The 23,208-nt window shown below is 70.1% G+C and carries 19 protein-coding genes; 15 read left to right on the top strand and 4 right to left on the bottom strand.

From position 1 onward, the window contains the following. Positions 1-64 precede the first annotated feature (64 nt). The 9 genes from KY5_RS10090 to KY5_RS10050 all read left to right on the top strand — a co-directional run bounded on the left by KY5_RS10090 (position 65) and on the right by KY5_RS10050 (position 12,741). Positions 65-796: a VIT1/CCC1 transporter family protein gene (locus KY5_RS10090; RefSeq protein WP_098241911.1), complete on the top strand. Its 732-nt coding sequence runs from the start codon at positions 65-67 to the stop codon at positions 794-796. A gap of 309 nt (positions 797-1,105) precedes the next feature. Next, entirely contained in the window at positions 1,106-5,677 is a 4,572-nt protein-coding gene (gene gltB / locus KY5_RS10085) for a glutamate synthase large subunit (protein ID WP_234362681.1), read from the top strand. Further along, positions 5,670-7,130, top strand: coding sequence for a glutamate synthase subunit beta (locus KY5_RS10080; protein ID WP_098241909.1), 1,461 nt, complete (start codon positions 5,670-5,672; stop codon positions 7,128-7,130). Before gltB ends, KY5_RS10080 begins: the two co-directional genes overlap by 8 nt. 350 nt (positions 7,131-7,480) lie before the next feature. Beyond that, positions 7,481-8,746 carry a sugar ABC transporter substrate-binding protein gene (locus KY5_RS10075; RefSeq protein ID WP_234362680.1) on the top strand — a complete coding sequence of 422 codons (1,266 nt, stop codon included), beginning with the start codon at positions 7,481-7,483 and terminating at the stop codon, positions 8,744-8,746. A 48-nt stretch (positions 8,747-8,794) separates the two neighbouring features. Next, on the top strand, positions 8,795-9,787 hold the full coding sequence (locus tag KY5_RS10070; protein WP_098241907.1) for a carbohydrate ABC transporter permease: 993 nt from the start codon (positions 8,795-8,797) through the stop codon (positions 9,785-9,787). Continuing rightward, complete coding sequence (locus tag KY5_RS10065; RefSeq protein ID WP_418952757.1) at positions 9,784-10,617, top strand: carbohydrate ABC transporter permease; 834 nt, start codon at positions 9,784-9,786, stop codon at positions 10,615-10,617. The genes KY5_RS10070 and KY5_RS10065 overlap by 4 nt, the downstream gene beginning before the upstream one ends. Positions 10,618-10,773: 156 nt before the next feature. Beyond that, positions 10,774-11,001: a hypothetical protein gene (locus KY5_RS10060; RefSeq protein WP_098241906.1), complete on the top strand. Its 228-nt coding sequence runs from the start codon at positions 10,774-10,776 to the stop codon at positions 10,999-11,001. A 23-nt stretch (positions 11,002-11,024) separates the two neighbouring features. Then, positions 11,025-12,134, top strand: a complete 1,110-nt coding sequence (locus KY5_RS10055; RefSeq protein ID WP_234362679.1) for a hypothetical protein — start codon at positions 11,025-11,027, stop codon at positions 12,132-12,134. Between the two features lie 250 nt (positions 12,135-12,384). Beyond that, positions 12,385-12,741, top strand: coding sequence for a hypothetical protein (locus KY5_RS10050; RefSeq protein ID WP_098241905.1), 357 nt, complete (start codon positions 12,385-12,387; stop codon positions 12,739-12,741). 14 nt (positions 12,742-12,755) lie between these two features. Here KY5_RS10050 and KY5_RS10045 read toward each other — a convergent pair whose 3' ends face one another. Next, positions 12,756-13,490, bottom strand: coding sequence for an SDR family NAD(P)-dependent oxidoreductase (locus KY5_RS10045; RefSeq protein WP_098241904.1), 735 nt, complete (start codon positions 13,488-13,490; stop codon positions 12,756-12,758). Between the two features lie 111 nt (positions 13,491-13,601). Between KY5_RS10045 and KY5_RS10040 the strand changes: the two genes are divergently transcribed. Beyond that, the gene (locus KY5_RS10040; RefSeq protein WP_098241903.1) at positions 13,602-14,324 is read left to right on the top strand and encodes a VWA domain-containing protein; all 723 of its coding nucleotides are present in this window, start codon (positions 13,602-13,604) and stop codon (positions 14,322-14,324) included. A 203-nt stretch (positions 14,325-14,527) separates the two neighbouring features. Here KY5_RS10040 and KY5_RS10035 read toward each other — a convergent pair whose 3' ends face one another. Beyond that, positions 14,528-15,454 (bottom strand): tyrosine-protein phosphatase, encoded by a 927-nt coding sequence (locus KY5_RS10035; RefSeq protein WP_098241902.1) that lies wholly within the window; start codon positions 15,452-15,454, stop codon positions 14,528-14,530. A gap of 205 nt (positions 15,455-15,659) precedes the next feature. Then, positions 15,660-16,139: a MarR family winged helix-turn-helix transcriptional regulator gene (locus KY5_RS10030; RefSeq protein ID WP_098241901.1), complete on the bottom strand. Its 480-nt coding sequence runs from the start codon at positions 16,137-16,139 to the stop codon at positions 15,660-15,662. Between the two features lie 117 nt (positions 16,140-16,256). Between KY5_RS10030 and KY5_RS10025 the strand changes: the two genes are divergently transcribed. The 4 genes from KY5_RS10025 to KY5_RS10010 all read left to right on the top strand — a co-directional run bounded on the left by KY5_RS10025 (position 16,257) and on the right by KY5_RS10010 (position 21,014). After that, on the top strand, positions 16,257-17,714 hold the full coding sequence (locus KY5_RS10025) for an MFS transporter (protein ID WP_098241900.1): 1,458 nt from the start codon (positions 16,257-16,259) through the stop codon (positions 17,712-17,714). Between the two features lie 244 nt (positions 17,715-17,958). Then, positions 17,959-18,162 (top strand): cold-shock protein, encoded by a 204-nt coding sequence (locus tag KY5_RS10020; RefSeq protein WP_030362889.1) that lies wholly within the window; start codon positions 17,959-17,961, stop codon positions 18,160-18,162. A gap of 142 nt (positions 18,163-18,304) precedes the next feature. Continuing rightward, positions 18,305-19,921, top strand: coding sequence for a DEAD/DEAH box helicase (locus tag KY5_RS10015; protein ID WP_098241899.1), 1,617 nt, complete (start codon positions 18,305-18,307; stop codon positions 19,919-19,921). Positions 19,922-20,165: 244 nt separating this feature from the next. Next, a complete protein-coding gene (locus KY5_RS10010) occupies positions 20,166-21,014 on the top strand; it encodes a pentapeptide repeat-containing protein (RefSeq protein WP_098241898.1) in 849 nt (282 codons plus the stop codon). 170 nt (positions 21,015-21,184) lie between these two features. On the opposite strand, the gene KY5_RS10000 is transcribed toward KY5_RS10010, so the two are convergent. Then, complete coding sequence (locus KY5_RS10000) at positions 21,185-22,081, bottom strand: hypothetical protein (RefSeq protein WP_098241897.1); 897 nt, start codon at positions 22,079-22,081, stop codon at positions 21,185-21,187. A 280-nt stretch (positions 22,082-22,361) separates the two neighbouring features. On the opposite strand from KY5_RS10000, the gene KY5_RS09995 reads away from it, so the two are divergent. Further along, on the top strand, positions 22,362-23,138 hold the full coding sequence (locus KY5_RS09995) for a S1 family peptidase (RefSeq protein ID WP_418952756.1): 777 nt from the start codon (positions 22,362-22,364) through the stop codon (positions 23,136-23,138). Positions 23,139-23,208 lie beyond the last annotated feature (70 nt).

The raw sequence follows: 23,208 nt of genomic DNA, 5'->3' as shown, positions 1-23,208 counted from the left end.
CTGGCGGGGGATTTTTTTCGCGCGTACTTTCGAGGCTGTCCAAGCACGCAAGAGGGGGCCGACCATGGCGATCATCGAGAACGAAGCGACACTGCACGAGGCGCACCGCGACAACCACACCCACCGGGACGTGAACGGCGGCTGGCTGCGCCCCGCGGTCTTCGGCGCGATGGACGGCCTCGTCTCGAACCTGGCCCTGATGACCGGTGTCGCGGGCGGCGCCGTCTCGCGGGAGACGATCGTCATCACCGGCCTCGCGGGGCTCGCCGCCGGTGCCTTCTCGATGGCCGCGGGGGAGTACACCTCCGTCGCCTCGCAGCGCGAGCTCGTCCAGGCCGAACTGGACATCGAGCGCCGGGAGCTGCGCAAGCACCCCAAGGACGAGGAGCGGGAGCTCGCCGAGCTGTACGCCTCGCGGGGCGTCGAGCCCGAGCTGGCCCGCGAGGTCGCCAGGCAGCTGTCCAAGGATCCCGAGCAGGCCCTGGAGATCCACGCCCGCGAGGAGCTCGGCATCGACCCGGGCGACCTTCCCTCGCCGACCGTCGCCGCGGTCTCCTCGTTCGGTTCGTTCGCGCTGGGCGCGCTGCTTCCCGTACTGCCGTACCTGCTCGGCGCGACCGTGCTCTGGCCCGCCCTGCTCCTCGCCATGATCGGGCTCTTCGCGTGCGGTGCCGTGGTGGCCAAGGTGACGGCGCGCTCGTGGTGGTTCAGCGGGCTGCGGCAGCTCGCGCTCGGCGGTGCGGCCGCCGGTGTGACGTACGCCCTGGGCAGCTTGTTCGGGACCGCCGTAGGATAAGGCCGTGCAGGGCTATACGGGACCTTGTATAAGTAGCCGTTACTCGGCGGTTTCGATTCCATGACCACCGGGCATGAGCCGTAAGCGCTGCGGGCAATGAGGCTCGTGCCGCGCTGGGCCTCCGGTCATCGATCTGTCCGCAAAGGTCCCCTCTCCGCCGCTCCCCACCTCAGCGGGCGGTGTCCACATGGTGGAATGAGCTATCCGCTTTTCGAGAAGCGTTCCATCATGTAACCTGCACGAAATTTCGCCAGGGCCAACGTCGTCCCTCGCTTTGCCGCATATGCCACGACGACGACGGGAGTGCCGATGCGTACCCACGCCTGGTCGCCCATGGACGGTCGCCCCGCCCCCCAGGGGATGTACGACCCCCGTAACGAACACGACGCCTGTGGTGTCGGGTTCGTGGCCACCCTCACCGGTGTTGCCAGCCATGAACTGGTCGAACAGGCGCTGACGGTACTGCGCAACCTCGAGCACCGCGGCGCCACCGGGTCCGAGCCGGACTCCGGCGACGGCGCGGGCATCCTGCTCCAGGTGCCGGACGCCTTCCTGCGCGAGGTGGCCGGATTCCACCTCCCCGACGCCGGTGCCTACGCCGTCGGCATCGCCTTCCTGCCGGTGGACACCGCGGGCACCACGGACGCCGCCGTCTCGCAGATCGAGACGATCGCCTCCGAGGAGGGCCTGACCGTCCTCGGCTGGCGCGACGTCCCCGTCGCCCCCGAGCTGCTGGGCGCCACCGCACGCTCGACGATGCCCGTCTTCCGGCAGGTCTTCGTCGCCGACGGCGACAGCGCGGGCCTGGAGCTCGACCGCAAGGCGTTCGTGCTGCGCAAGCGCGCCGAGCGCGAGGCGGGGACGTACTTCCCCTCGCTCTCCTCCCGCACGATCGTCTACAAGGGCATGCTGACCACCGGCCAGCTCGAACCCTTCTTCCCCGACCTCTCCGACCGCCGTTTCGCCACGGCCGTCGCCCTGGTCCACTCCCGCTTCTCGACGAACACGTTCCCGAGCTGGCCGCTCGCGCACCCCTACCGCTTCGTCGCGCACAACGGTGAGATCAACACCGTCAAGGGCAACCGCAACTGGATGCGCGCCCGTGAGTCGCAGCTCGCCTCGGACCTCTTCGGCACGGAGAAGCTCGACCGGATCTTCCCGATCTGCACGCCCGACGCCTCCGACTCCGCGTCCTTCGACGAGGTGCTCGAACTCCTGCACCTCGGTGGGCGTTCGCTGCCGCACAGCGTCCTGATGATGATCCCGGAGGCCTGGGAGAACCACGCCTCCATGGACCCCGCGCGACGCGCCTTCTACCAGTACCACTCCGCGATGATGGAGCCCTGGGACGGCCCGGCGTGCGTGACGTTCACCGACGGTACGCAGGTGGGTGCCGTTCTCGACCGCAACGGCCTGCGCCCGGGACGCTACTGGGTCACCGACGACGGACTCGTCGTCCTCGGCTCCGAGGTCGGCGTCCTCGACATCGACCCGGCCAAGGTCGTCCGCAAGGGCCGCCTCCAGCCCGGCCGCATGTTCCTCGTCGACACCGCCGAGCACCGCATCGTCGAGGACGACGAGATCAAGGCCGCGCTCGCCGCCGAGAACCCGTACCAGGAGTGGCTGGAGGCGGGCGAGATCGAGCTCTCCGACCTGCCCGAGCGCGAGCACATCGTGCACACGCACGCCTCCGTCACGCGCCGCCAGCAGACCTTCGGCTACACCGAGGAAGAGCTGCGCGTCATCCTCGCGCCGATGGCCAAGACCGGCGGCGAGCCGCTCGGTTCCATGGGCACGGACACCCCGATCGCCGCCCTCTCCGCACGCCCGCGGCTGATCTTCGACTACTTCACGCAGCTGTTCGCGCAGGTCACCAACCCGCCGCTCGACGCCATCCGCGAGGAGCTCGTCACCTCGCTGCACTCCTCGCTGGGCCCGCAGGGCAACCTGCTCGACCCGACCGCGGCGTCCTGTCGAAGCGTCACCCTGCCCTTCCCGGTGATCGACAACGACGAGCTGGCCAAGCTCATCCACATCAACGCCGACGGCGACATGCCCGGCATGAAGGCCGCGACGCTCTCCGGCCTCTACCGCGTCGGTGGCGGCGGCGACGCGCTCGCCGCCCGCATCGACGAGATCTGCTCCGAGACCGACGCCGCCATAGAGGCGGGCGCCCGCCTCATCGTGCTCTCCGACCGGCACTCCGACGCCGAGCACGCGCCGATCCCCTCGCTGCTGCTCACCGCCGCCGTCCACCACCACCTCATCCGTACGAAGCAGCGCACCGAGGTGGGCCTGCTCGTCGAGGCGGGCGACGTGCGCGAGGTCCACCACGTGGCCCTCCTCATCGGCTACGGCGCGGCCGCCGTCAACCCCTACCTCGCGATGGAGTCCGTCGAGGACCTCGTCCGCGCGGGCACCTTCCTGCCCGGCATCGAGCCCGAGCAGGCCATCCGCAACCTGATCTACGCCCTCGGCAAGGGCGTCCTGAAGGTCATGTCCAAGATGGGCATCTCCACGGTCGCCTCCTACCGGGGCGCCCAGGTCTTCGAGGCCGTCGGCCTCGACGCGTCCTTCGTGGAGCGGTACTTCAGCGGCACCACGACGAAGATCGGCGGCGCGGGGCTCGACGTCGTCGCCAAGGAGGTCGCCGCCCGGCACGCCAAGGCGTACCCGGCGTCCGGCATCCCCTCGGCGCACCGCGCCCTGGACATCGGCGGCGAGTACCAGTGGCGCCGCGAGGGCGAGCCGCACCTGTTCGACCCGGACACGGTCTTCCGCCTCCAGCACTCCACGCGCAGCCGCCGCTACGACATCTTCAAGCAGTACACGGGCCGCGTGAACGAGCAGTCCGAGCGCCTGATGACGCTGCGCGGCCTGTTCGGCTTCAAGTCGGCGGACCGCAAGCCGATCTCGATCGACGAGGTCGAGCCGGTCTCCGAGATCGTCAAGCGGTTCTCGACCGGCGCCATGTCGTACGGCTCGATCTCCCGCGAGGCGCACGAGACGCTCGCCATCGCCATGAACCAGCTGGGCGGCAAGTCCAACACCGGTGAGGGCGGCGAGGACCCGGAGCGCCTGTACGACCCGGCGCGCCGCTCGTCCATCAAGCAGGTCGCCTCCGGCCGCTTCGGCGTGACCAGCGAGTACCTCGTCAACGCCGACGACATCCAGATCAAGATGGCGCAGGGCGCCAAGCCCGGCGAGGGCGGCCAGCTGCCCGGCCACAAGGTCTACCCGTGGGTCGCCAGGACGCGTCACTCGACGCCCGGCGTCGGCCTCATCTCGCCGCCGCCGCACCACGACATCTACTCCATCGAGGACCTCGCCCAGCTGATCCACGACCTGAAGAACGCGAACCCGCAGGCGCGGATCCACGTGAAGCTGGTCTCCGAGGTCGGCGTCGGCACGGTCGCCGCGGGCGTCTCCAAGGCGCACGCGGACGTCGTCCTCATCTCCGGACACGACGGCGGCACCGGCGCGTCGCCGCTGACCTCGCTCAAGCACGCGGGCGGCCCCTGGGAGCTCGGCCTCGCCGAGACCCAGCAGACCCTGCTGCTCAACGGCCTGCGCGACCGCATCGTGGTGCAGACCGACGGCCAGCTCAAGACCGGCCGCGACGTCATCATCGCCGCGCTCCTCGGCGCCGAGGAGTTCGGTTTCGCCACCGCGCCGCTCGTCGTCTCCGGCTGCGTCATGATGCGCGTCTGCCACCTGGACACCTGCCCGGTCGGCATCGCCACGCAGAACCCGGCGCTGCGCGAGCGCTTCTCCGGCAAGGCCGAGTACATCGTCAACTTCTTCGAGTTCATCGCCGAAGAGGTCCGCGAGATCCTCGCCGAGCTCGGCTTCCGCTCCATCGAGGAGGCCGTCGGCCACGCCGAGCTGCTCGACACGGAGAAGGCCGTCAGCCACTGGAAGGCGCAGGGCCTGGACCTGGAGCCGCTCTTCCACGTGCCTTCGCTGCCCAAGGGCGCCGTCCGGCACCAGGTCACCGTCCAGGACCACGGCCTGGAGAAGGCGCTCGACAACGAGCTGATCAAGCTCGCCGCCGACGCCCTCGCCGCGTCCAGCGCGACGGAGGCGCACCCGGTGCGCGCCCAGGTCGCCATCCGCAACATCAACCGCACGGTCGGCACGATGCTCGGCCACGAGGTGACGAAGAAGTTCGGCGGCGCGGGCCTGCCGGACGACACCATCGACATCACCTTCACCGGCTCCGCCGGCCAGTCCTTCGGCGCGTTCGTGCCGCGCGGCGTGACGCTGCGCCTGGAGGGCGACGCCAACGACTACGTGGGCAAGGGCCTTTCGGGCGGCCGCGTCGTGGTCCGTCCAGACCGGGGCGCCGACCACCTCGCCGAGTACTCGACGATCGCGGGCAACACCATCGCGTACGGCGCGACCGGCGGCGAGCTGTTCCTGCGCGGCCGCACCGGCGAGCGCTTCTGCGTCCGCAACTCCGGCGCGACGGTCGTCTCCGAGGGCGTGGGCGACCACGGCTGCGAGTACATGACCGGCGGCCACGCGGTGATCCTCGGCGAGACGGGCCGCAACTTCGCGGCCGGCATGTCGGGCGGCATCGCGTACGTGATCGACCTCGACCGCGACAACGTCAACGCGGGGAACCTGGCGGCCGTCGAGCCCCTCGACGAGACCGACAAGCAGTGGCTGCACGACGTCGTGCGCCGCCACCAGGAGGAGACGGGCTCGACCGTCGCCGAGAAGCTCCTTGCCGAGTGGGCCGTGTCCGTGGACCGCTTCAGCAAGATCATCCCCAGTACGTACAAGGCAGTGCTCGCCGCCAAGGACGCCGCCGAGCGAGCTGGACTCTCCGAGTCCGAGATCACCGAGAAGATGATGGAGGCGGCGACCAATGGCTGATCCCAAGGGCTTTTTGAACCACGGCCGCGAGGTCGCGCAGACCCGCCCGGTCGGCGAGCGCGTCCAGGACTGGAACGAGGTCTACGTTCCCGGCTCGCTCCTCCCGATCATCTCCCAGCAGGCCTCGCGCTGCATGGACTGCGGCATCCCGTTCTGCCACAACGGCTGTCCGCTCGGGAATCTCATCCCCGAGTGGAACGACTACGCCTACCGCGAGGACTGGCAGGCCGCGCAGGAGCGGCTGCACGCCACCAACAACTTCCCGGAGTTCACAGGAAGGCTCTGCCCGGCCCCGTGCGAGGCGGCGTGCGTGCTCGGCATCAACCAGCCGGCCGTCACCATCAAGAACGTCGAAGTCTCCATCATCGACAAAGCGTGGGAGACCGGTGACGTCGCCCCGCAGGCGCCCGAGCGGCTCTCCGGCAAGACCGTCGCCGTCATCGGCTCGGGCCCGGCGGGCCTCGCCGCCGCCCAGCAGCTGACCCGGGCGGGCCACACGGTCGCCGTCTACGAGCGCGCCGACCGCATCGGCGGCCTGCTGCGCTACGGCATCCCCGAGTTCAAGATGGAGAAGCGGCACATCAACCGCCGCATCGAGCAGATGCGCGCGGAGGGCACCAAGTTCCGTACGGGCGTGGAGATCGGCCGCGACATCGACGCGGCCAAGCTGCGCAAGCGCTACGACGCCGTGGTCATCGCCGCGGGCTCGACCATCTCCCGCGACCTGCCGGTGCCGGGACGCGACCTGAACGGCATCCACTTCGCCATGGAGTACCTGCCGCTCGCCAACAAGGTCCAGGAGGGCGACTTCGTGGCGCCCCCCATCACGGCCGAGGGCAAGCACGTCGTCGTCATCGGCGGCGGCGACACGGGCGCGGACTGCGTGGGCACCGCCCACCGCCAGGGCGCGGCCTCCGTGACGCAGCTGGAGATCATGCCGAAGCCGGGCGAGGAGCGGGCCGCGGGCCAGCCCTGGCCGACCTTCCCGATGCTCTACAAGGTGACCTCCGCGCACGAGGAGGGCGGCGAGCGGGTCTACTCCGTCTCGACCACGCACTTCGAGGGCGACGAGGACGGCAACGTCCAGTTCCTGCACCTGGTCGAGGTGGAGTTCGTCGACGGCAAGCTGACCCAGAAGCCGGGCACGGAGCGCAGGATCCCGGCCCAGCTGGTGACGCTCGCGATGGGCTTCACGGGCACGGACCGCGAGAACGGCCTGGTGGACCAGTTCGCCCTGGAGCTCGACGAGCGCGGCAACGTTTCGCGCGACGCCGATTTCCAGACGAACGTGCCCGGTGTCTTCGTGGCCGGTGACGCGGGCCGCGGCCAGTCGCTCATCGTGTGGGCGATCGCCGAGGGCCGCTCGGCGGCACGCGGTGTGGACAGTTTCCTCACCGGTGCGAGTGATCTTCCGGCCCCGATCCGTCCGACGGACCGTGCCCTGACGGTCTAGCCCGTACGGTTCTTTCCGTACGACCCCTCATTCGTCCCGCACAACGGTGTGCGGAACTGACGCGGCGCCCGCTTTGTCCCCGACCGGACGGAGGCGGGCGTCGTCGCGTTTCGGCCTGTTCCTGTCGGTACGCGCCGGGCCCGCACCACGCGCCGCCGTGACGCACGCGTTGCATGGTGCGCAATGGCATGAGCGCATGTTGCGTCACCCGCAACCCTCATTACGGTTCGGCCGCTTATCCCAATGGGTCTAGACCGCCTAGGTCAGGTGTGACCACAATCGCTCCCACCTATCGGAACCTGGAGGGGGCCGGCATGAATCGACGTGTCATCGCCGCTGGTTGTATCGCCATGAGTCTCGGACTGACCGCCACGGCGTGCGGTGGGGATGACGGCGACTCGGGTGACAAGGCCACCGACGGCAAGGGCAAGACCCTGACCGTATGGATCATGGAGGGGACCAACCCCGACGCGCGGCCGTTCTTCAAGGAGGCCGGGGCGGCCTTCGAGAAGAAGACCGGCGCCAAGATCCACGTCGAGTACCAGCAGTGGGCCACCGCGCAGAAGAAGTTCACCACCGCCATCGAGGGCGGCGAGGACCAGGTGCCCGACGTGGCCGAGGTCGGCACGACCTGGGTGCCGCAGTTCGCCGAGACCGGGGGTCTCGTCGACGTCACGGACAAGGTCAAGGAGTCCGGCCTCAACGACGACCTCGTCGAGGGCCTCAAGGACGCGGGCACGCTCGACGGCAAGCAGTACGGCATGCCGTGGTACGCGGGTGTCCGCTCGATCGTCTACCGCAAGGACATCTTCGAGAAGCACGACCTGAAGGCCCCGACCACGTGGAAGGAGCTGGAGGCGACCGCCAAGACGCTCAAGGAGAAGGAGCCGAAGATGGTCTCCTTCCCGGTGGCGGGCGGTGCCGAGATGTTCGCGGCCCCCTTCATCTGGGGCGCGGGCGGCGAGCTCGCCACCGAGTCCGGCGGCACGTGGAAGTCCGGCGTCAACTCGCCCGAGGCCATCAAGGGCATCGAGTACTACACGGGCCTCGCCACCAAGGACAAGGTCTCTCCCGCCAAGGTCAACACCTGGACGGAGAAGGAGGTCGGCGACGCCTGGAACAAGGGCGAGATCGCGATGTCGGTCGGCGGCAACTGGACCCCGAAGGCCATCGTCGACGCCAACAAGGACCTCAAGGGCAAGCTCGGCGCCGTCCCGATTCCGGGGGAGAACGGCGGCATGAGCAAGTCCTTCCTCGGCGGCTCCTACCTGTCCACCTTCAACACGGACAAGAAGGACCTCGCCTGGGAGTTCGTGAAGATGCTGACCACCGGCGAGTTCGCCGCCAAGTGGGCCGAGCAGACCAACTACTTCCCCGGTCAGAACTCCGAGCTGAAGAAGATCGAGGCCAAGAAGGACCCGCTGGTCGAGCCGTTCGCCAAGCAGATGCTGGAGGCCGGCGCGACCGTCCCCAAGACCAAGGCGTACGGCGAGATCCAGGCCTCCAAGGTCATCCCCGGCATGATCCAGTCGATCCTCACCGGCAAGTCGTCCGTCAAGGACGCCGCGGACAAGGCCGCCAAGGACATGGACGCGATCTTCGCCAAGGACAAGTAGACAGGGGCGAGTTCGGCACGTGAAGGACACTGGGAAAGACACGACACCGTGAAAGAGACGCTCGTCGAGGGCGGGCCGGAAGCTCCGGCCCGCCGCGGCCCCCCGAAGTCCGACGGCGGCGCCGAGTCGGCCCGCCGCCGCAAGAAGCTCGTCACCCTCACCCGCCCCTGGCTCCTGCTCGCACCCTCCCTGCTGGTCCTCGCGGGCCTGCTGCTCTGGCCGCTGATCCAGGTCGGCAAGCTCTCGATGCAGGACTACGAGGTGAAGTTCGGCGGCGGCGTCGGGACGTTCACCGGCTTCGACCACTACACCGATCTGCTCTCCAGCAGCCTGCTGTGGAAGACGGTCCTGCCCAACACCGTCTTCTTCGCCATCGCCTGCGTCGGCCTGACCGTCGCGCTCGGCACGCTCGTCGCGCTGCTCCTCAACCGCCTCGGCGCCTTCTGGCGGCTCATCTGCTCGATCGCGATCCTCGCCGCCTGGGCGATGCCCGCGGTGACCGGGACGTACGTCTGGATCTGGCTCTTCCAGCCGCAGGACGGCATGGTCAGCCAGATCGCCGGATCGCTCGGCCTGATCGACCCGGAGACCACCAACTGGTTCACCGAGCGCGGCCCGTTCTACGCGATCGCGACCCTGAACGTGATCCACCACGGGTTCCCGTTCGTCGCCATCACCGTCCTCGCGGGACTCATGACGATCCCCAAGGAGCTGTACGAGGCGGGGGAGTTGGACGGCGCCAACGCCTGGCAGCGGTTCTGGAACATCACGGTGCCCACCATCAAGCCCGTCTTCCTCGTGGTGACCATCCTCTCCACCATCTGGGACTTCAAGGTCTTCACCCAGATCTATCTGCAACCCGGCGGCGACGGCTCCAACGAGGACGTCTACAACCTCGGCGTCTTCTCCTACATCCAGGCCTTCGCCAAGAACGACTACGGCACGGGCGCCGCGGCCGCGGTGCTGCTCACCGTGCTGCTCCTGCTCATCACCGTCGTCTACATCCGCACGCTGTTCCGGCAGGGGGAGGAGGACCTGTGAGCATCCGCCGCACCACACTCGCCTCGCGCGTCGGCCTCCCGGTCGCGGTCGCCGCGCTCCTGGTCTTCACGCTCTTCCCCGTCTACTGGATGATCTCCACGGCGCTCGACCCGAAGGCGTCCCTGCGCGGCTCGGACGTGCTGCCGAGCGGCATCAGCTTCGAGCACTTCACCTACGTCTTCGACAAGGGCAACTTCGGTACGTACCTGCTGAATTCGGCGCTCGTGGGTCTCGCCACGATCGTCGCGGCGGGCCTGCTCTCGCTCTTCGCCGCCATCGCGGTGGCGCGCTTCAAGTTCCGCTTCCGCACCTCCGTACTGATCATGATCCTGATCGTGCAGATGGTGCCGCTCGAAGCCCTGGTCATCCCGCTCTTCATCCAGATGCGGGACTACGACATGCTCAACTCCCTGCTCGGCTTGAGCGTCGTCTACATCGCGCTCTCGCTGCCCTTCGCGATCTGGACGCTGCGCGGCTTCGTCGCCACCGTCCCCAAGGAGGTCGAGGAGGCCGCCTACATCGACGGGGCGTCCTGGCCGAGGATGTTCTGGTCGGTGCTGCTTCCGCTGGTCGCGCCGGGGCTCGTGGCCACGTCGATCTTCGCGTTCATCACGGCGTGGAACGAGTTCGTCTTCGCGTACACGTTCATGAAGGGCAGCGACAAGTACACGGCGGCCGTGGGCATTTACCAGTTCTTCGGTGAGAACTCCACGGCCTGGGGCCCGGTCATGGCCAGCTCCACGCTGGTCACGCTGCCGGTGATGATCTTCTTCGTGGTCATCCACCGCAAGCTCGGCTCCGGCCTCGCCGCAGGTGCGGTCAAGGGCTGACCGGCTGTTCTCCGGGAGGCGTCCGGGGTCCTGTACGACGGGGCCCCTGGCGCCTCCTCCGCGTTCGCCCGCCGGGTCGCGCTCTATTGACTAAAAGTCAATTCGGGGCCAGTCTCAGGGCCGTACCCAGCCCTTGACGGCGCCGCGGGAGGCCGAATGAGCACCGAAGCACGGGAGCGACGGGAGCAGCTGAGCGCGGAGCTGCGGGACGAACCGGCGGAGTCCTTCGGGCAGTTGGCGCCCGACCAACTGGCGACGCTCGCCGACGCGCTGAAGCGACAGCGCGAGAGCAGGGCCGCGGGGCTCAACGAGGCCGCCGAGGAGGCACTGAAGCTGGTGCCCGCGCTGGCCCGCGGACCCGTCCGCCGGATTCTCTTCCGATAGCCGAGCGGAGCGAGGAGCGAAGCATGGACACCATGGACAAGCTCAGCGGCAGGGCCGAGACCCTCAAGATCGCCCGCCTCCTGGAGGTCGAGCCGGACGCGCTCGCGTTCCTGCGGACCCTGCCCGTCGACGACGTACGACGCTTCCGCGAACAGAGCGTGGCGGCACTCTTCGACCGGGCCCCCGAGATGCTCGACCGCATCGCCTCCGCGACCAAACTGGTGCCCGCCGGAGTCGCGGCCGCCATCTCGCAGAAGGCCCTCGGACCGCGCCTCGCCGCGGCCGTCGCGGGACGCCTCGAACCGGCGCGGGCCGCCGACATCATCGAGAAGCTGCCGGTGACCTTCACCGCCGAGTCCTGCGGACACCTCGACCCGCGCCGCATCAAGGGCATCGTCGACCGGCTCGACGAGAACCTCGTCGTCCGCATCGCGGTGGCCCTCGCCGAGCGGGGCGACCACCTGACGATGGGCCGCTTCGTCGGCCATCTGCCGGACTCCGCGCTGCGCCGCATCCTGCCGCAGGTGGACGACGCCACCGTCCTGCGGACCGGCTTCGCCATCGACGTGCCCGAACGGCTGGGCCAGATAATCGAGTTGATGGGTCCCGAGCGGCTCGCCTCGGTGATCGCGTCGGCGGCGGGCGAGGACCTGTGGCCCGAGGCGCTCGCCGTGGCAGGCATGGTGACCGGCGAACAGCGCGGCCGCATCGCCTCGCTCGCCGCGTCCCAGCCGCAGGACCGGCTCGACTCCCTGGTGACGACGGTGGCCGCGCAGGACCTGTGGGAGTCCCTCCTGCCCCTGGTCGCGCTCCTCGGCGAGGACGAGCGCCGGGCCGTCGCCGCGCTGCCGTCGCTGCGCGGTGCCGACGTGCTCGGGGGCGTCGTGCGCGCGGTCGTCGCCACGGGCCTGTGGGCGGAGTTCCTGCCCCTCGTCCAGGTGCTCCCCGAGGATTCCCGCAAGACGGTCGCCGACACGGCGGGCGCGTTGCCTTCGGCCGACTTGGACGCGCTCGCTCTCGAGGTCGACAAGCGGGACCTGTGGGACCTGGTCATGCCGCTCGTCGAGCTGATGGACGACGAGGCGAAGACCCGCATCTTCGAACTCCCGGCGTTTCAGGAACAGGCCCCGTAAGGGGCGCGGGGAACTGCGCGAGCAACCACGAACAAGCCGCAGTCGCGTCTGCCGAGATCCCCGCAGACGCGGCTGCGGCTTTTCGCGCGCTGAGCGCGCAGTTCCCCGCGCCCCTGACGGGGCGCTCACCCGAATGGCGCAGGCAGGATCGATGCGGCAGACCCGTCCGGGGGACATCACGCATCCCCGCCCCACCCGGAGGGCAAGGCACAGGCGGACCCGGCCAACCCCACCTACGGAAAAGGACTTCATGCGCCTCCGCACCACCGTCGCCGCCGCCCTCGGCGCCCTCGCCCTCGTCATCACCCTGCCGACCTCGGCGAGCGCCGCCACCGGCGACTTCTCCTACCGGTTCACCGGTCTCGACGGCACACCCCAGTCGGCCACCCTCCAAGACCCGCAGAGCCCCGGCTGCGTCGTGCTTCCCGAGGTCGCCGACCCGGGCTCGTCCGAGCCCGCTTTCGCCCCGCACAACGACACCGACGTGTGGGTCATGGTGTTCACCGAGCCGAACTGCACGGGTGACTCCTGGACGCTGCGTCCGCACGGGAACCCCGCCACGGACCGCCTCAAGCTGCGCTCGGTGTTCCTGACCGACCGCCACTGAGCCCCCCCCGGCGCTCACCCCGTCGTCGAACCGCCGTCCACGGTGAACTCCGCTCCCGTGACGTACGACGACGCGTCCGACGCCAGGAACAGCACCAGCTCGCCGACCTCCTCCGGGCGGCCCATCCTGCCCAGCGGCAGATGCGACCAGTCCCGCCCGGCGGAGGCCGCGGCGACCATCGGGGTGTCGATCGCACCCGGATGGACCGAGTTGACCCGGATCCGGTGCTTCGCCAAATCGAGCGCCGACGACCGGGTCAGCCCCCGCAGCCCGAACTTCGAGGACCCGTACGCCGCGTGGCCCGCGATGCCGACGAGACCGGCCGTCGACGAGACGTTGACGATCGAGCCGCCGCCCGCCTCCTTCAGCGCGGGAAGCACCGCCTGGATGCCGAGGAACGGCCCGAGCAGATTGACCCGGAGCAGGGTCTCGAAGTTCTCGTACGTCTCGTCCTCGACGGACGCCGTGCGCCACAGCGCGGCGTTGTTCACCAGGACGTCGAGGCGCCCGAAGGCGTCGAGGGCGCCCGCCACGGCCGACGCCCAGCTTCTGGCGTCCGTGACGTCATGACGGACGAACACCCCTTGGTCCCCCAGGGACGCGGCGACCTCCCTGCCCTCCTCCTCCCGCACATCGGTGAGCGCCACCCGCGCCCCGGCCTCGGCGAACAGCCGCGCCTCCGCCGCGCCTTGGCCGCGCCCCGCACCCGTGATCAGAACCGTCCTGCCGTCCAGGCCGTGGAACCGCATGGGACCTCCTCCGCGGTGGGAGCCGCTCCGTCGTATGACTAGGAGGAATACTTCTAGTAGTCATGTGTCGGAGAGGGAAGTAGTACGACACAGGGGAGAACGGAGCGGCACATGGAACCGGCGATCAGCCTGCGCAAGGTGGAGGACTCGGCGCCCGCGCTGGTCAGCCTGTACAAGAGTGCGGGGGTATCGCTGCGCAAGCACGGTCTGGCGGGTGCGCGGGCAGCGGTCTATCTCGTCGTGGACTACTCCGGGTCCATGCGGCCCTACTACAAGGACGGCAGCGTGCAGGCGCTCGCCGACCGCGTACTGGGTCTGTCCGCGCACCTCGACGACGACGGGACCGTGCCCACGGTCTTCTTCTCCACGGACGTCGACGCGGTGACGGAGATCGCGCTCGGCGACCACCGCGGCCGGATCGACGAGATCGTCGCCGGGCTCGGGCACATGGGCAAGACCAGCTACCACCTGGCGATGGACGCCGTCATCGACCACTACGTGGACAGCGGTTCCACCGCGCCCGCGCTGGTGGTCTTCCAGACCGACGGCGGTCCCCTCAACAAGCTCGCCGCCGAGCGCTATCTGTGCAAGGCGGCGAAGCTGCCCCTGTTCTGGCAGTTCATCGGCTTCGGCGATCCGACGAGCAAGCAGTTCGACTACCTCCGCAAGCTCGACGAGCTCGCCGTGCCCGCCAAGCGCCCGGTGGACAATGCGGGCTTCTTCCACGCGGGGAACGACCCCCTGAAGGTGCCGGACGACCGGCTGTACGACCAGTTGGTGGGGGAGTTCCCCGCGTGGCTCGCGGCGGCGCGGGCGAACGGGATCGTGGACTGAGGGCGGCTAGGGCCTGTCCGGCGGATCATGGCGCTGTCGCGGGGTCTGGCACGCACTCCCCCAAGCTCTCGGCTCCGCTCGAGCAGGGGAGACCCCACTGCGTTGCCGCCCTCCTCCGCCTTGCAGCTGCACGCACCAGACCCCGCTCGCCTGCACCGGACGGTGGACGCCACCCGAGCGCGCCCTGATCCGCCGGACAGGCCCTAGTCGACCATGCGCTGACGCAGCTTCAGGATCGTGCCCGCGTCGAGGCCGAGCCCCTTGGTGAGGTAGCCCTGGAGGCCGCCGTACCGCGCGGTGGCCTCGTCGAGCGCCGTGCCGAGGTAGTCGGTGCGGACCTCCTGGAGCGGGATGATGAGGTCCGGGTTCTGCATCAGCCCGCCCTGCTTGAGCGCCTCGCGGAGCTTCGCGTCGTACGCGGCGCGGTAGGTGTTGGAGGCCAGGTAGTCGCCGGTGGCCGTCCTGTCCGGCACACCGACGAGCCGCAGCAGCAGGTACGTCGTCCAGCCGGTGCGGTCCTTGCCCGACGTGCAGTGGTAGAGCAGCGGCGCACGGCTGCCCGCGATGTCGCGCAGCGTGGCCGCGAACTGCGCGCGGTTGGTCGCGTCGGTGACGAAGGTGCGGTAGACGTCCCGCATGAACGCGGCGGCCTTGCCGTTGCCGAGCATCTCCTCCTGCTTGACCGGGTCCTTGGAGCCGATCGCGGTGAGGAGCTGGGTGTACAGGCCGTTGTCGGTGATCGCCCGTGAGGTCGGCGCGAGCCCGTCGGGCAGCCGGTCCGCGCCGTCGTACTGGACCTCGGCGGGCACCCGGAAGTCGATGACCTTCTTGAGGCCGAGACGGGAGAGCGTGCCGAGGTCGGCGTCGGTGAGCTTGCTGAGGGCGTCGGCGCGGAAGACCTGTCCGGTGCGGACCCGCTCCCCGTCGTAGGTCCGATAGCCGCCCACGTCCCGTACGTTGACGGCGCCCTGGAGCGGGATCTGGTTCTGGTACGCGAGGGTCGCGGAAGCGGACGCGGCCCTGGACGGGGGCGCGACGGGATCGGCGGGGGCCGCCCAGGCGGGCAGCGTGCCCAGGGCGAGAGCGGAGATCGCGAGGCCGGTCGCGGTACGGGTACGAGAGATGCGCATCGGTCCGCCTTCCCATCGGTAGCGGTGCTCTGTCGCGACCTCCCAACCAAGCGGTTGTTTGGGTGGGTGGTCCGGGGAAGGTAGCGAGGCGCCCGCGAAGGCGGAAGGGGTGCGCGCCGGATACTGACGAATCGTCAATTCTGTACAGGGCGCTTGTAGTTGAGGAGCCGACGCCTCCCTTTGGGGAGGTTCCGGGGTGGCGGAGTCAGCTCTCCGTGAGGCGGGCCGCCGCGCGGCGCTGGCGCTCGGCGGCGCCCGTCAGGAACCGGGTGACGGTCTCCAGCTCGCCGGTCGTGAACTCCTCGTAGAGCTCACCGACTTCGCGGGCCCAGTCCTCGAAGATCTCCTCCAGGCCCGTGAGCCGCTCCTGTTGGATCTCGATGAGCACGCGCCGCTTGTCGGTGGGGTGCTTGACCCTGCGGACGAAGCCCTTGCCCTCCAGGCGGTCGACGAGGCCGGTCACCGAGGCGGGCGCGAGGGCGGTGCGCTCGGCGAGCTCCTTGGCGGTGAGGGGGCCGTCGCGCTGGAGCAGGTCGAGGGTCTTCGTCTCGGTGGCACCGAGCCCCTGCCTGGCGGCGACCGCGGAGTGGAACATCACGGTGACCGCGCTGCTCTCGCGCCCGGCGGTGTTGAGCCGCTCGACGACGGCGGCGCGCTGCTCCTGCGGGTCCCTGTCGGTGGCCATGAGGGAACCCTAGCCCATATTTCGTTCGGCCGAACGAAAGACTTGTGATCACGGTGGGCCGCGTGCAACTCTTTCGTTCGGTCGAACGAAATAAATGGCAGAGCCCTTGGAGGCGACATGCCCACCACGCGCACCACCCCCACACCGCACGCCGCACCCGCCCCGGACGGCGCGAGTCATCCGCACCCGCACCGCTGGGCCGCGGCCGCCGTCATGATGGTCGCCGCGCTCATGGACCTGCTCGACGTCACCATCGTCAACGTCGCGATCCCCTCGATCGGCCGCGAACTCGGCGCCTCCGAGAGCGCCCTCCAGTGGATCGTCTCCGCGTACCTCCTCGGCTTCGCCGCGACACTGATCGTCTCCGGGCACCTCGGCGACCGCTACGGCCGCAAGGCGCTCTTCCTCGCGGGCACCGCCGGATTCGGGATCGCGAGCCTGGCGTGCGGGGTCGCGCAGTCGCCCGGACAGCTCGTCGCCGCGCGCGCCGCGCAGGGCGTCATGGCGGCGCTGCTCATGCCGCAGGTGCTCGGTTCCTTCCGGACCCTCTTCCAGGGCAAGGAGCGGGGCGCGGCGTTCGGGATGTACGGGGCCGTGGGCGGCTTCGCCTCGGCCATCGGTCTGCTGCTCGGCGGCGTGCTCACCGACGCGGACCTCTTCGGCTGGGGCTGGCGCTCGGTGTTCCTGGTGAACCTGCCCGTGGCGGCGGCGACCTTCGTGGCGGGGCTCCTGCTCGTACCGGCCACCAAGGAGCGGTCCGCGGGCCGCCCCGACGTCCTCGGCAGCCTCGTCCTCGCCGCCTCGCTGGTGGCCGTCGTCCTCCCCCTCGTGCAGGGCCGCGTCAACGGCTGGCCGCTGTGGGGCTGGGTCTGCCTGGCCGCGGGAGTGCTCGGGCTCGTGGGTCTCGCCGTGGTCGAGGGCCGCCGACGCCCGGGCGCGACCGTGCCGCTGCTGCCCTCCCGCGCCTTCGGACTGCCCGCCTTCTCCGTCGGCGTCGCCGTCCAGCTCCTCTTCGCCCTGGGCATGCAGGGCTTCTTCCTGATCCTCGCGATCTGGTTGCAGGGCTCCGAGGGCTACACCCCGATGCAGGCGGGCGTCGTGACCGTCGCCTTCTCCGTCGGCGGATTCCTGACCGCACCGGTCGCCGACAGGATCGCGGCGGCGTACGGGCGCCTCGTCCTGGTCGCCGGATCGCTGCTCATGGCGGGCGGGTTCCTCTGGGTCTGGGCGGCGGTCGCCGGATCCGCGGACCGGCACACCGGGGCGTGGCCGCTGGTGCCCGGACTCGTGGTGGCGGGTGCCGGGCTCGGCTTCCTCGTCGTACCGCTGGTGAACGTGGTCCTGTCGGCGGTGCCCGCGGAGATGGCGGGCGGGGCCTCGGGGATCTTCTCGACGGCTCAGCAGTTCGGCGGGGCCCTTGGCGCGGCGGTGATCGGCACGGTCTTCTTCGGGCACGCGTCGAACGGCCTGACGGGCGCGCTCACCGCGGCGATGCCGTGGGTGGCGGCGGGCTTCGGGCTCTGCGCGCTGCTCTGCCTGGCGCTGCCTCGCCGGGCGGTGACCGGCGCGGGTTGAGGGCGGCGCGGGCGCCCCGTACGGTGGCGTACGTCTCGCGGGGACCCGGGAACACGGGGTCCCTGCGGCATGTTAAAGTTATGTGTTGCAGTTTTGGTACCCATGAACTTTATGTGCGCCTGACGGGAATGCTCCGAGGGCGCATTATTGTTTTTTCCGGTTCTCTCCGGATGGGGGTCATTGCAGCGCTGGAGATTCACAATTCGGTGGCTCTCCATACTCTGCCCCTGTTGAGGAGATTGACATGGCAACCGGCACCGTTAAGTGGTTCAACTCGGAAAAGGGCTTCGGCTTCATCGAGCAGGACGGCGGCGGCCCCGACGTCTTCGCCCACTACTCGAACATCGCGTCCTCGGGCTTCCGTGAGCTCCTCGAGGGCCAGAAGGTCTCCTTCGAGGTGACCCAGGGCCAGAAGGGCCTGCAGGCCGAGAACATCGTTCCTGCCTGATCGCCACAGCGCGCGAACCTCACAGCCGAGGCCCGCACCGGAAGGTGCGGGCCTCGGCTTGCGCTGTCATCGGGCCCAACCGGGCCCAGAGCCGCACAGGCTCAGAGGTCCGGAAGTCCAGCGACCAGGAAGGCATTACTGCATGAACCGCTCCGAACGCCCGGCACGCCCCGCCCGCAAGCGCCCCACGAACGCGGCGGGAAAGGGACGTCCGAACGGCCAGGCGAAGAGCGCCGGGTATTCCGCCAAGAAGCCCGGAAGCCGCAAGCCGAAGCCGGCGCAGGGCGGCGAGTTCGCACTGCCCGAGAGCATCACGCCCGCGCTCCCGTCCGTCGAGGCGTTCGGCGACCTGGACATGCCGGAAGCACTCCTGAAGACGCTGGCAGCCCAAGGCGTGACGGCCCCCTTCCCGATCCAGGCGGCCACCCTCCCCAACTCCCTCGCGGGCCGCGACATCCTCGGCCGCGGACGCACCGGCTCCGGCAAGACCCTCGCGTTCGGCCTGGCCCTCCTCGCCCGCACCGCGGGGCACCGCGCCGAGTCGAAGTCCCCGCTCGCCATGGTCCTGGTCCCCACGCGCGAGCTGGCCCAGCAGGTGACGGACGCCCTCACGCCGTACGCGACGTCGGTGAACCTGCGTCTCGCGACGGTCGTCGGCGGCCTGTCGATCACCAAGCAGTCGGGCACGCTCCGCCGCGGCGCCGAGATCCTCGTGGCCACCCCCGGCCGCCTCAAGGACCTGATCGAGCGCGGCGACTGCGACCTGTCGCGGGTGCGTACGACCGTCCTCGACGAGGCCGACCAGATGGCCGACATGGGCTTCATGCCGCAGGTCACCGCGCTGCTCAAGCAGGTCGAGCAGGGCGGCCAGACCATGCTGTTCTCGGCGACGCTCGACAAGAACATCGACCGCCTGGTCCGGATGTTCCTCAACGACCCCGTCGTGCACTCCGTGGACCCCTCGGCGGGCGCGGTCACGACGATGGAGCACCACGTGCTCTACGTCGCCGACGAGACGGACAAGAAGGCCGTCGCCCTGCGGATCGCCGCCCGCGAAGGCCGCGTGATCATGTTCCTGGACACCAAGCGCGCCGTGGACCGCTTCACCAAGCGGCTGCTCGCCAACGGTGTACGGGCCTCCGGCCTGCACGGCGGCCGCTCGCAGCCGCAGCGCAACCGCACGCTCGACCAGTTCAAGACCGGTCAGGTCACCGCGCTGGTCGCCACGAACGTGGCGGCGCGCGGCATCCACGTCGACGACCTCGACCTCGTCGTGAACGTCGACCCGCCGACCGACCACAAGGACTACCTCCACCGCGGCGGGCGCACCGCGCGGGCGGGGGAGTCCGGCAGCGTCGTGACCCTCGTCCTCCCCGACGAGAAGCGGGACATGACGCGGCTGATGTCCGACGCGGAGATCCGCCCCAACACGGCACGGATCACGTCCTCGGACGAGGAGCTCGTGCGGATCACCGGGGCGCGGGAGCCGTCCGGCGTGCCGGTCGTCATCGAGACGCCGCAGCAGCCTGCCGCGCAGCCTTCGCAGCGCCGGCGTCGGCCCCGTCCCGCGGGGCAGGGCGGTGGCGGCGGCCAGGGGGGCCAGCGCAGGGCGCCTCGCCAGGGGCAGGGCGGCTCCGGCTCCGCCGGTGGCGCGGGCCGTTCCGCTTCCGGCGGCGCGGGCCGTTCCGGCTCCGGCGGCGCGGGTCGTGCGCGGCGCGGCGGCGGCCAGAGCGGTGGGGGTCGCCGCAGCGCGGCGTAGCGCCTCTGCGGTTCCATGGTCCGGGTGGGTTCTTGCCACCCGGACCCTCTCTCGGCGACGGGGGGCCTGCGAGGGCTGTATGCCCCCGCGGCGCCCCCTCGGCACCGAGGGCTGTGCCCACCCTTCCCCAAGCTCTCGGCTTCGCTCGAACAGGGGAGGCCCCACTCGCCCCGCGGAACATCTGCCCACAGCGGTGAGCCGCCGCGGCCCCGCACGACACGACGCCCTGAAGGAGCCCCACCCCATGCCACCCGAGCTGCCCCTCCTCCAGGACGATCGCGCCGGGCTGCGCGCGGACTGCGGTGACTGTTTCGGGCTGTGCTGCGTGGCGCTCGCCTTCTCCGCCTCCTCCGACTTCGCCGTGAACAAGGACGCGGGCAAGCCCTGCACCAACCTCCGGACGGATTTCCGCTGCGGCATCCACCGCGACCTCAGGACCGAGGGCTTCCGCGGCTGCACCGTCTACGACTGTTTCGGCGCGGGCCAGCACGTCTCCCAGGGCACCTTCGACGGCACCGACTGGCGTCAGGATCCGGCCACCGCCCGCCAGATGTTCGACGTGTTCCCGATCATGCGGCAACTGCACGAACTGCTCTGGTACTTGACCGACGCCCGGAGCCGTCCTCAGGCGGCCCCGATCGCCGCGGACCTCGCGAAGGCCCAGGCCGAAACGGAGCGCCTGACCCAGGGCACGCCCGAGGCACTCGCCGAGACCGACGTGGCCGGGCACCGGCAGGACGTCAACGTCCTGCTCCTGCGCACCAGCGAGCTCGTACGCAAGGACAAGAGCAAGGGCAAGGGCGGCAAGAAGAAGCAGCGACGAGGCGCCGACCTCATCGGAGCCAGGCTCAGGGGCGCCGACCTCAACGGAGCGGACCTGCGCGGCGCCTACCTCATCGGGGCCGACCTCAACGGCGCCGACCTGCGCACCGCCGACCTGATCGGCGCGGACTTCCGCGACGCGGACCTGCGGGGCGCCGACCTCACCGGCGCGCTGTTCCTCACCCAGTCGCAGGTGAACGCGGCAAAGGGCGACGCGACCACGAAACTCCCCGACACCTTGCAGCGCCCCTCCCATTGGGACGCGGCCTAGGCCCTGTCGTCACACTCCCGTCGTCGCCCGAAGGGCGGCCCCGCGGCGTCTGGTGCGTGCGATCGCAAGGCGCCGGGATGTCCTCGTAGTGGGCCTACTCGGGCATTCCGGCAACGCCGCGAGCGTGCGTGCCAGACGTCGCGGGGCAGACGGGAGTGTGACGACAGGGCCTAGGCGTCGCACTCCAGCACGCTCCGGCAAAGCGCGCACCGCACCCGGACCCGCCCCCGGGCGGGCACCCGAATCCGCTGCAGGCAGGTGGGGCAGGGAAACGAGACCCGGAGCGCCCCGAGCCCGTCGGTGGAGAAGACGTACCCCGCCCCGCCCCGGACCCCCGCCCCGTGGTCGGCCGCGTACCGCCGGTCCTTGGCGTACCGCCGCCGCCCGGCCCACCCCGCCGCCGTCAACGGCGGCTGCTGCTCGTCGCGTCGGGCCTGCGCGAGCCCCTTGGTGTAGGCGGTGTAGGCCTGCGCGCTGGTGAACCACGTCTCTGGTGCCTCGCCGAAGGCCAACGCCCGCTTGGCCAGGACGTATCCGAACTCCTCGGGCGTGAGGTAGCCGAGCTTCTGGGAGGAGGCGCCGTCCTCGCGGTAGGCGTCGAGAAGCAGCCAGCCCGCGCCGAGGTAGGTGGTCGCGGTGTCGGTGAGGATCTCGTTGTCCCGGGTGCCGGGGAAGGACAGGTCGAGCCGGTGCAGATACACGTGCATGACCTCGTGGGCGAGCGCGGCCCCGATGTCGCGCCGGTGGGTGCGGAAGCGGTCGTTGAGCTCGATGAAGTACTCGGGCCCCGCGGCGAGTTCGACGTACGCGGCGTGTTCCATCCCGCGGAAGCTGACGATCATGCGGGCGTCGGGCAGGCGCAGGTGCCGGACCATCTCGCGGGCGATCCGCTGGACGCCGAGGTGGAGGTCGTCCTGGTCGCTGAAGGCGACGTCGGCGGGGGAGACGCTGGTCTCGAAGGTGTGCACGGTGTCGTACGAGAGGCGTTTGTAGAGCGCGGTGATCGCGGCGCGCACCGTGTCCAGATGGGGATAGCCGTGTACGACGGGACCGCCGCTGTCAGCCACGACCGTACCCCCTGAAGGCGCGTCGGATCAGCTCAACCGGCCTCCACTGTACGGCGGTTGTGGCCTGTCGCCGGGGTGCCGCGTCGGGCGGCGCGACACGCCGTGGCCGGAAACCGCCCCTTGTCCTGAGCGGACATCGATCTCCATAATCCGCAACAACGCTTTGGCGGGCTCATGCCATCCACGCGCATCCAGCGGTGACGGCGAGGGCCCGTTCGGGCGTGTGACCCCCCACGAACCCCCCACGAAGGGAAGTCAGTTGAAGACCAAGCTGCGTGGAGTGAAGAGAGCCGCAACCCTCGGTGCGATCGCCCTCGCCACCGTGAGCCTTCAGCCCATCGCCGCCCAGGCGGCTCCTCACCCGGGCCCCACCCCCGGTGAGCGCGTCGTCGGCGGCACCCCCGCCGAGCAGGGTGAATTCCCGTTCATGGTCCGTCTGTCGATGGGCTGTGGCGGCGCTCTGTACGCCAAGGACGTCGTGCTGACGGCCGCCCACTGTGTGGACGGCTCGGGCGACAACACCAGCATCACCGCCACCGGTGGCGTCGTGGACCTCGAGAGCCCCGACGCGATCAGTGTGAAGTCCACCAAGGTCCTCCAGGCCCCCGGCTACGACGGCAAGGGCAAGGACTGGGCGCTCATCAAGCTCGAGAAGCCGATCGACCAGCCCACGCTGAAGATCGCCAAGGACGACAAGCTCAACGAGGGTGACTTCACCATCGCGGGCTGGGGCGCCGACAAGGAGGGTGGCGACCAGCAGCGCTACCTCCTCAAGGCGACCGTCCCGTTCGTCAGCGACGCCGACTGCGAGGCCGCGTACGGCGCCGACCTCACGCCCGGCGAGGAGCTGTGCGCGGGCAAGCTCGCCGAGGGCGGCACGGACACCTGCCAGGGCGACTCCGGCGGTCCCATGTTCCGCAAGGACGAGGCCGGCGAGTACATCCAGGTCGGCATCGTCAGCTGGGGCAACGGCTGCGCGCGGCCGAAGTTCCCCGGTGTCTACACCGAGGTGTCGACCTTCGCCGCCGACATAGAGAAGGCGGCGTCCGGGCTCTGACGGCCCCCGCTGCCCGCATCTGAGGGGCATCCGAACGGCATCCGCACGGCCCCGGCGCGGGGCGTCTGCG

The organism is Streptomyces formicae (assembly GCF_002556545.1).
Lineage (GTDB): Bacteria > Actinomycetota > Actinomycetes > Streptomycetales > Streptomycetaceae > Streptomyces > Streptomyces formicae_A.
This window is presented reverse-complemented; position numbering and strand designations above follow the sequence as displayed.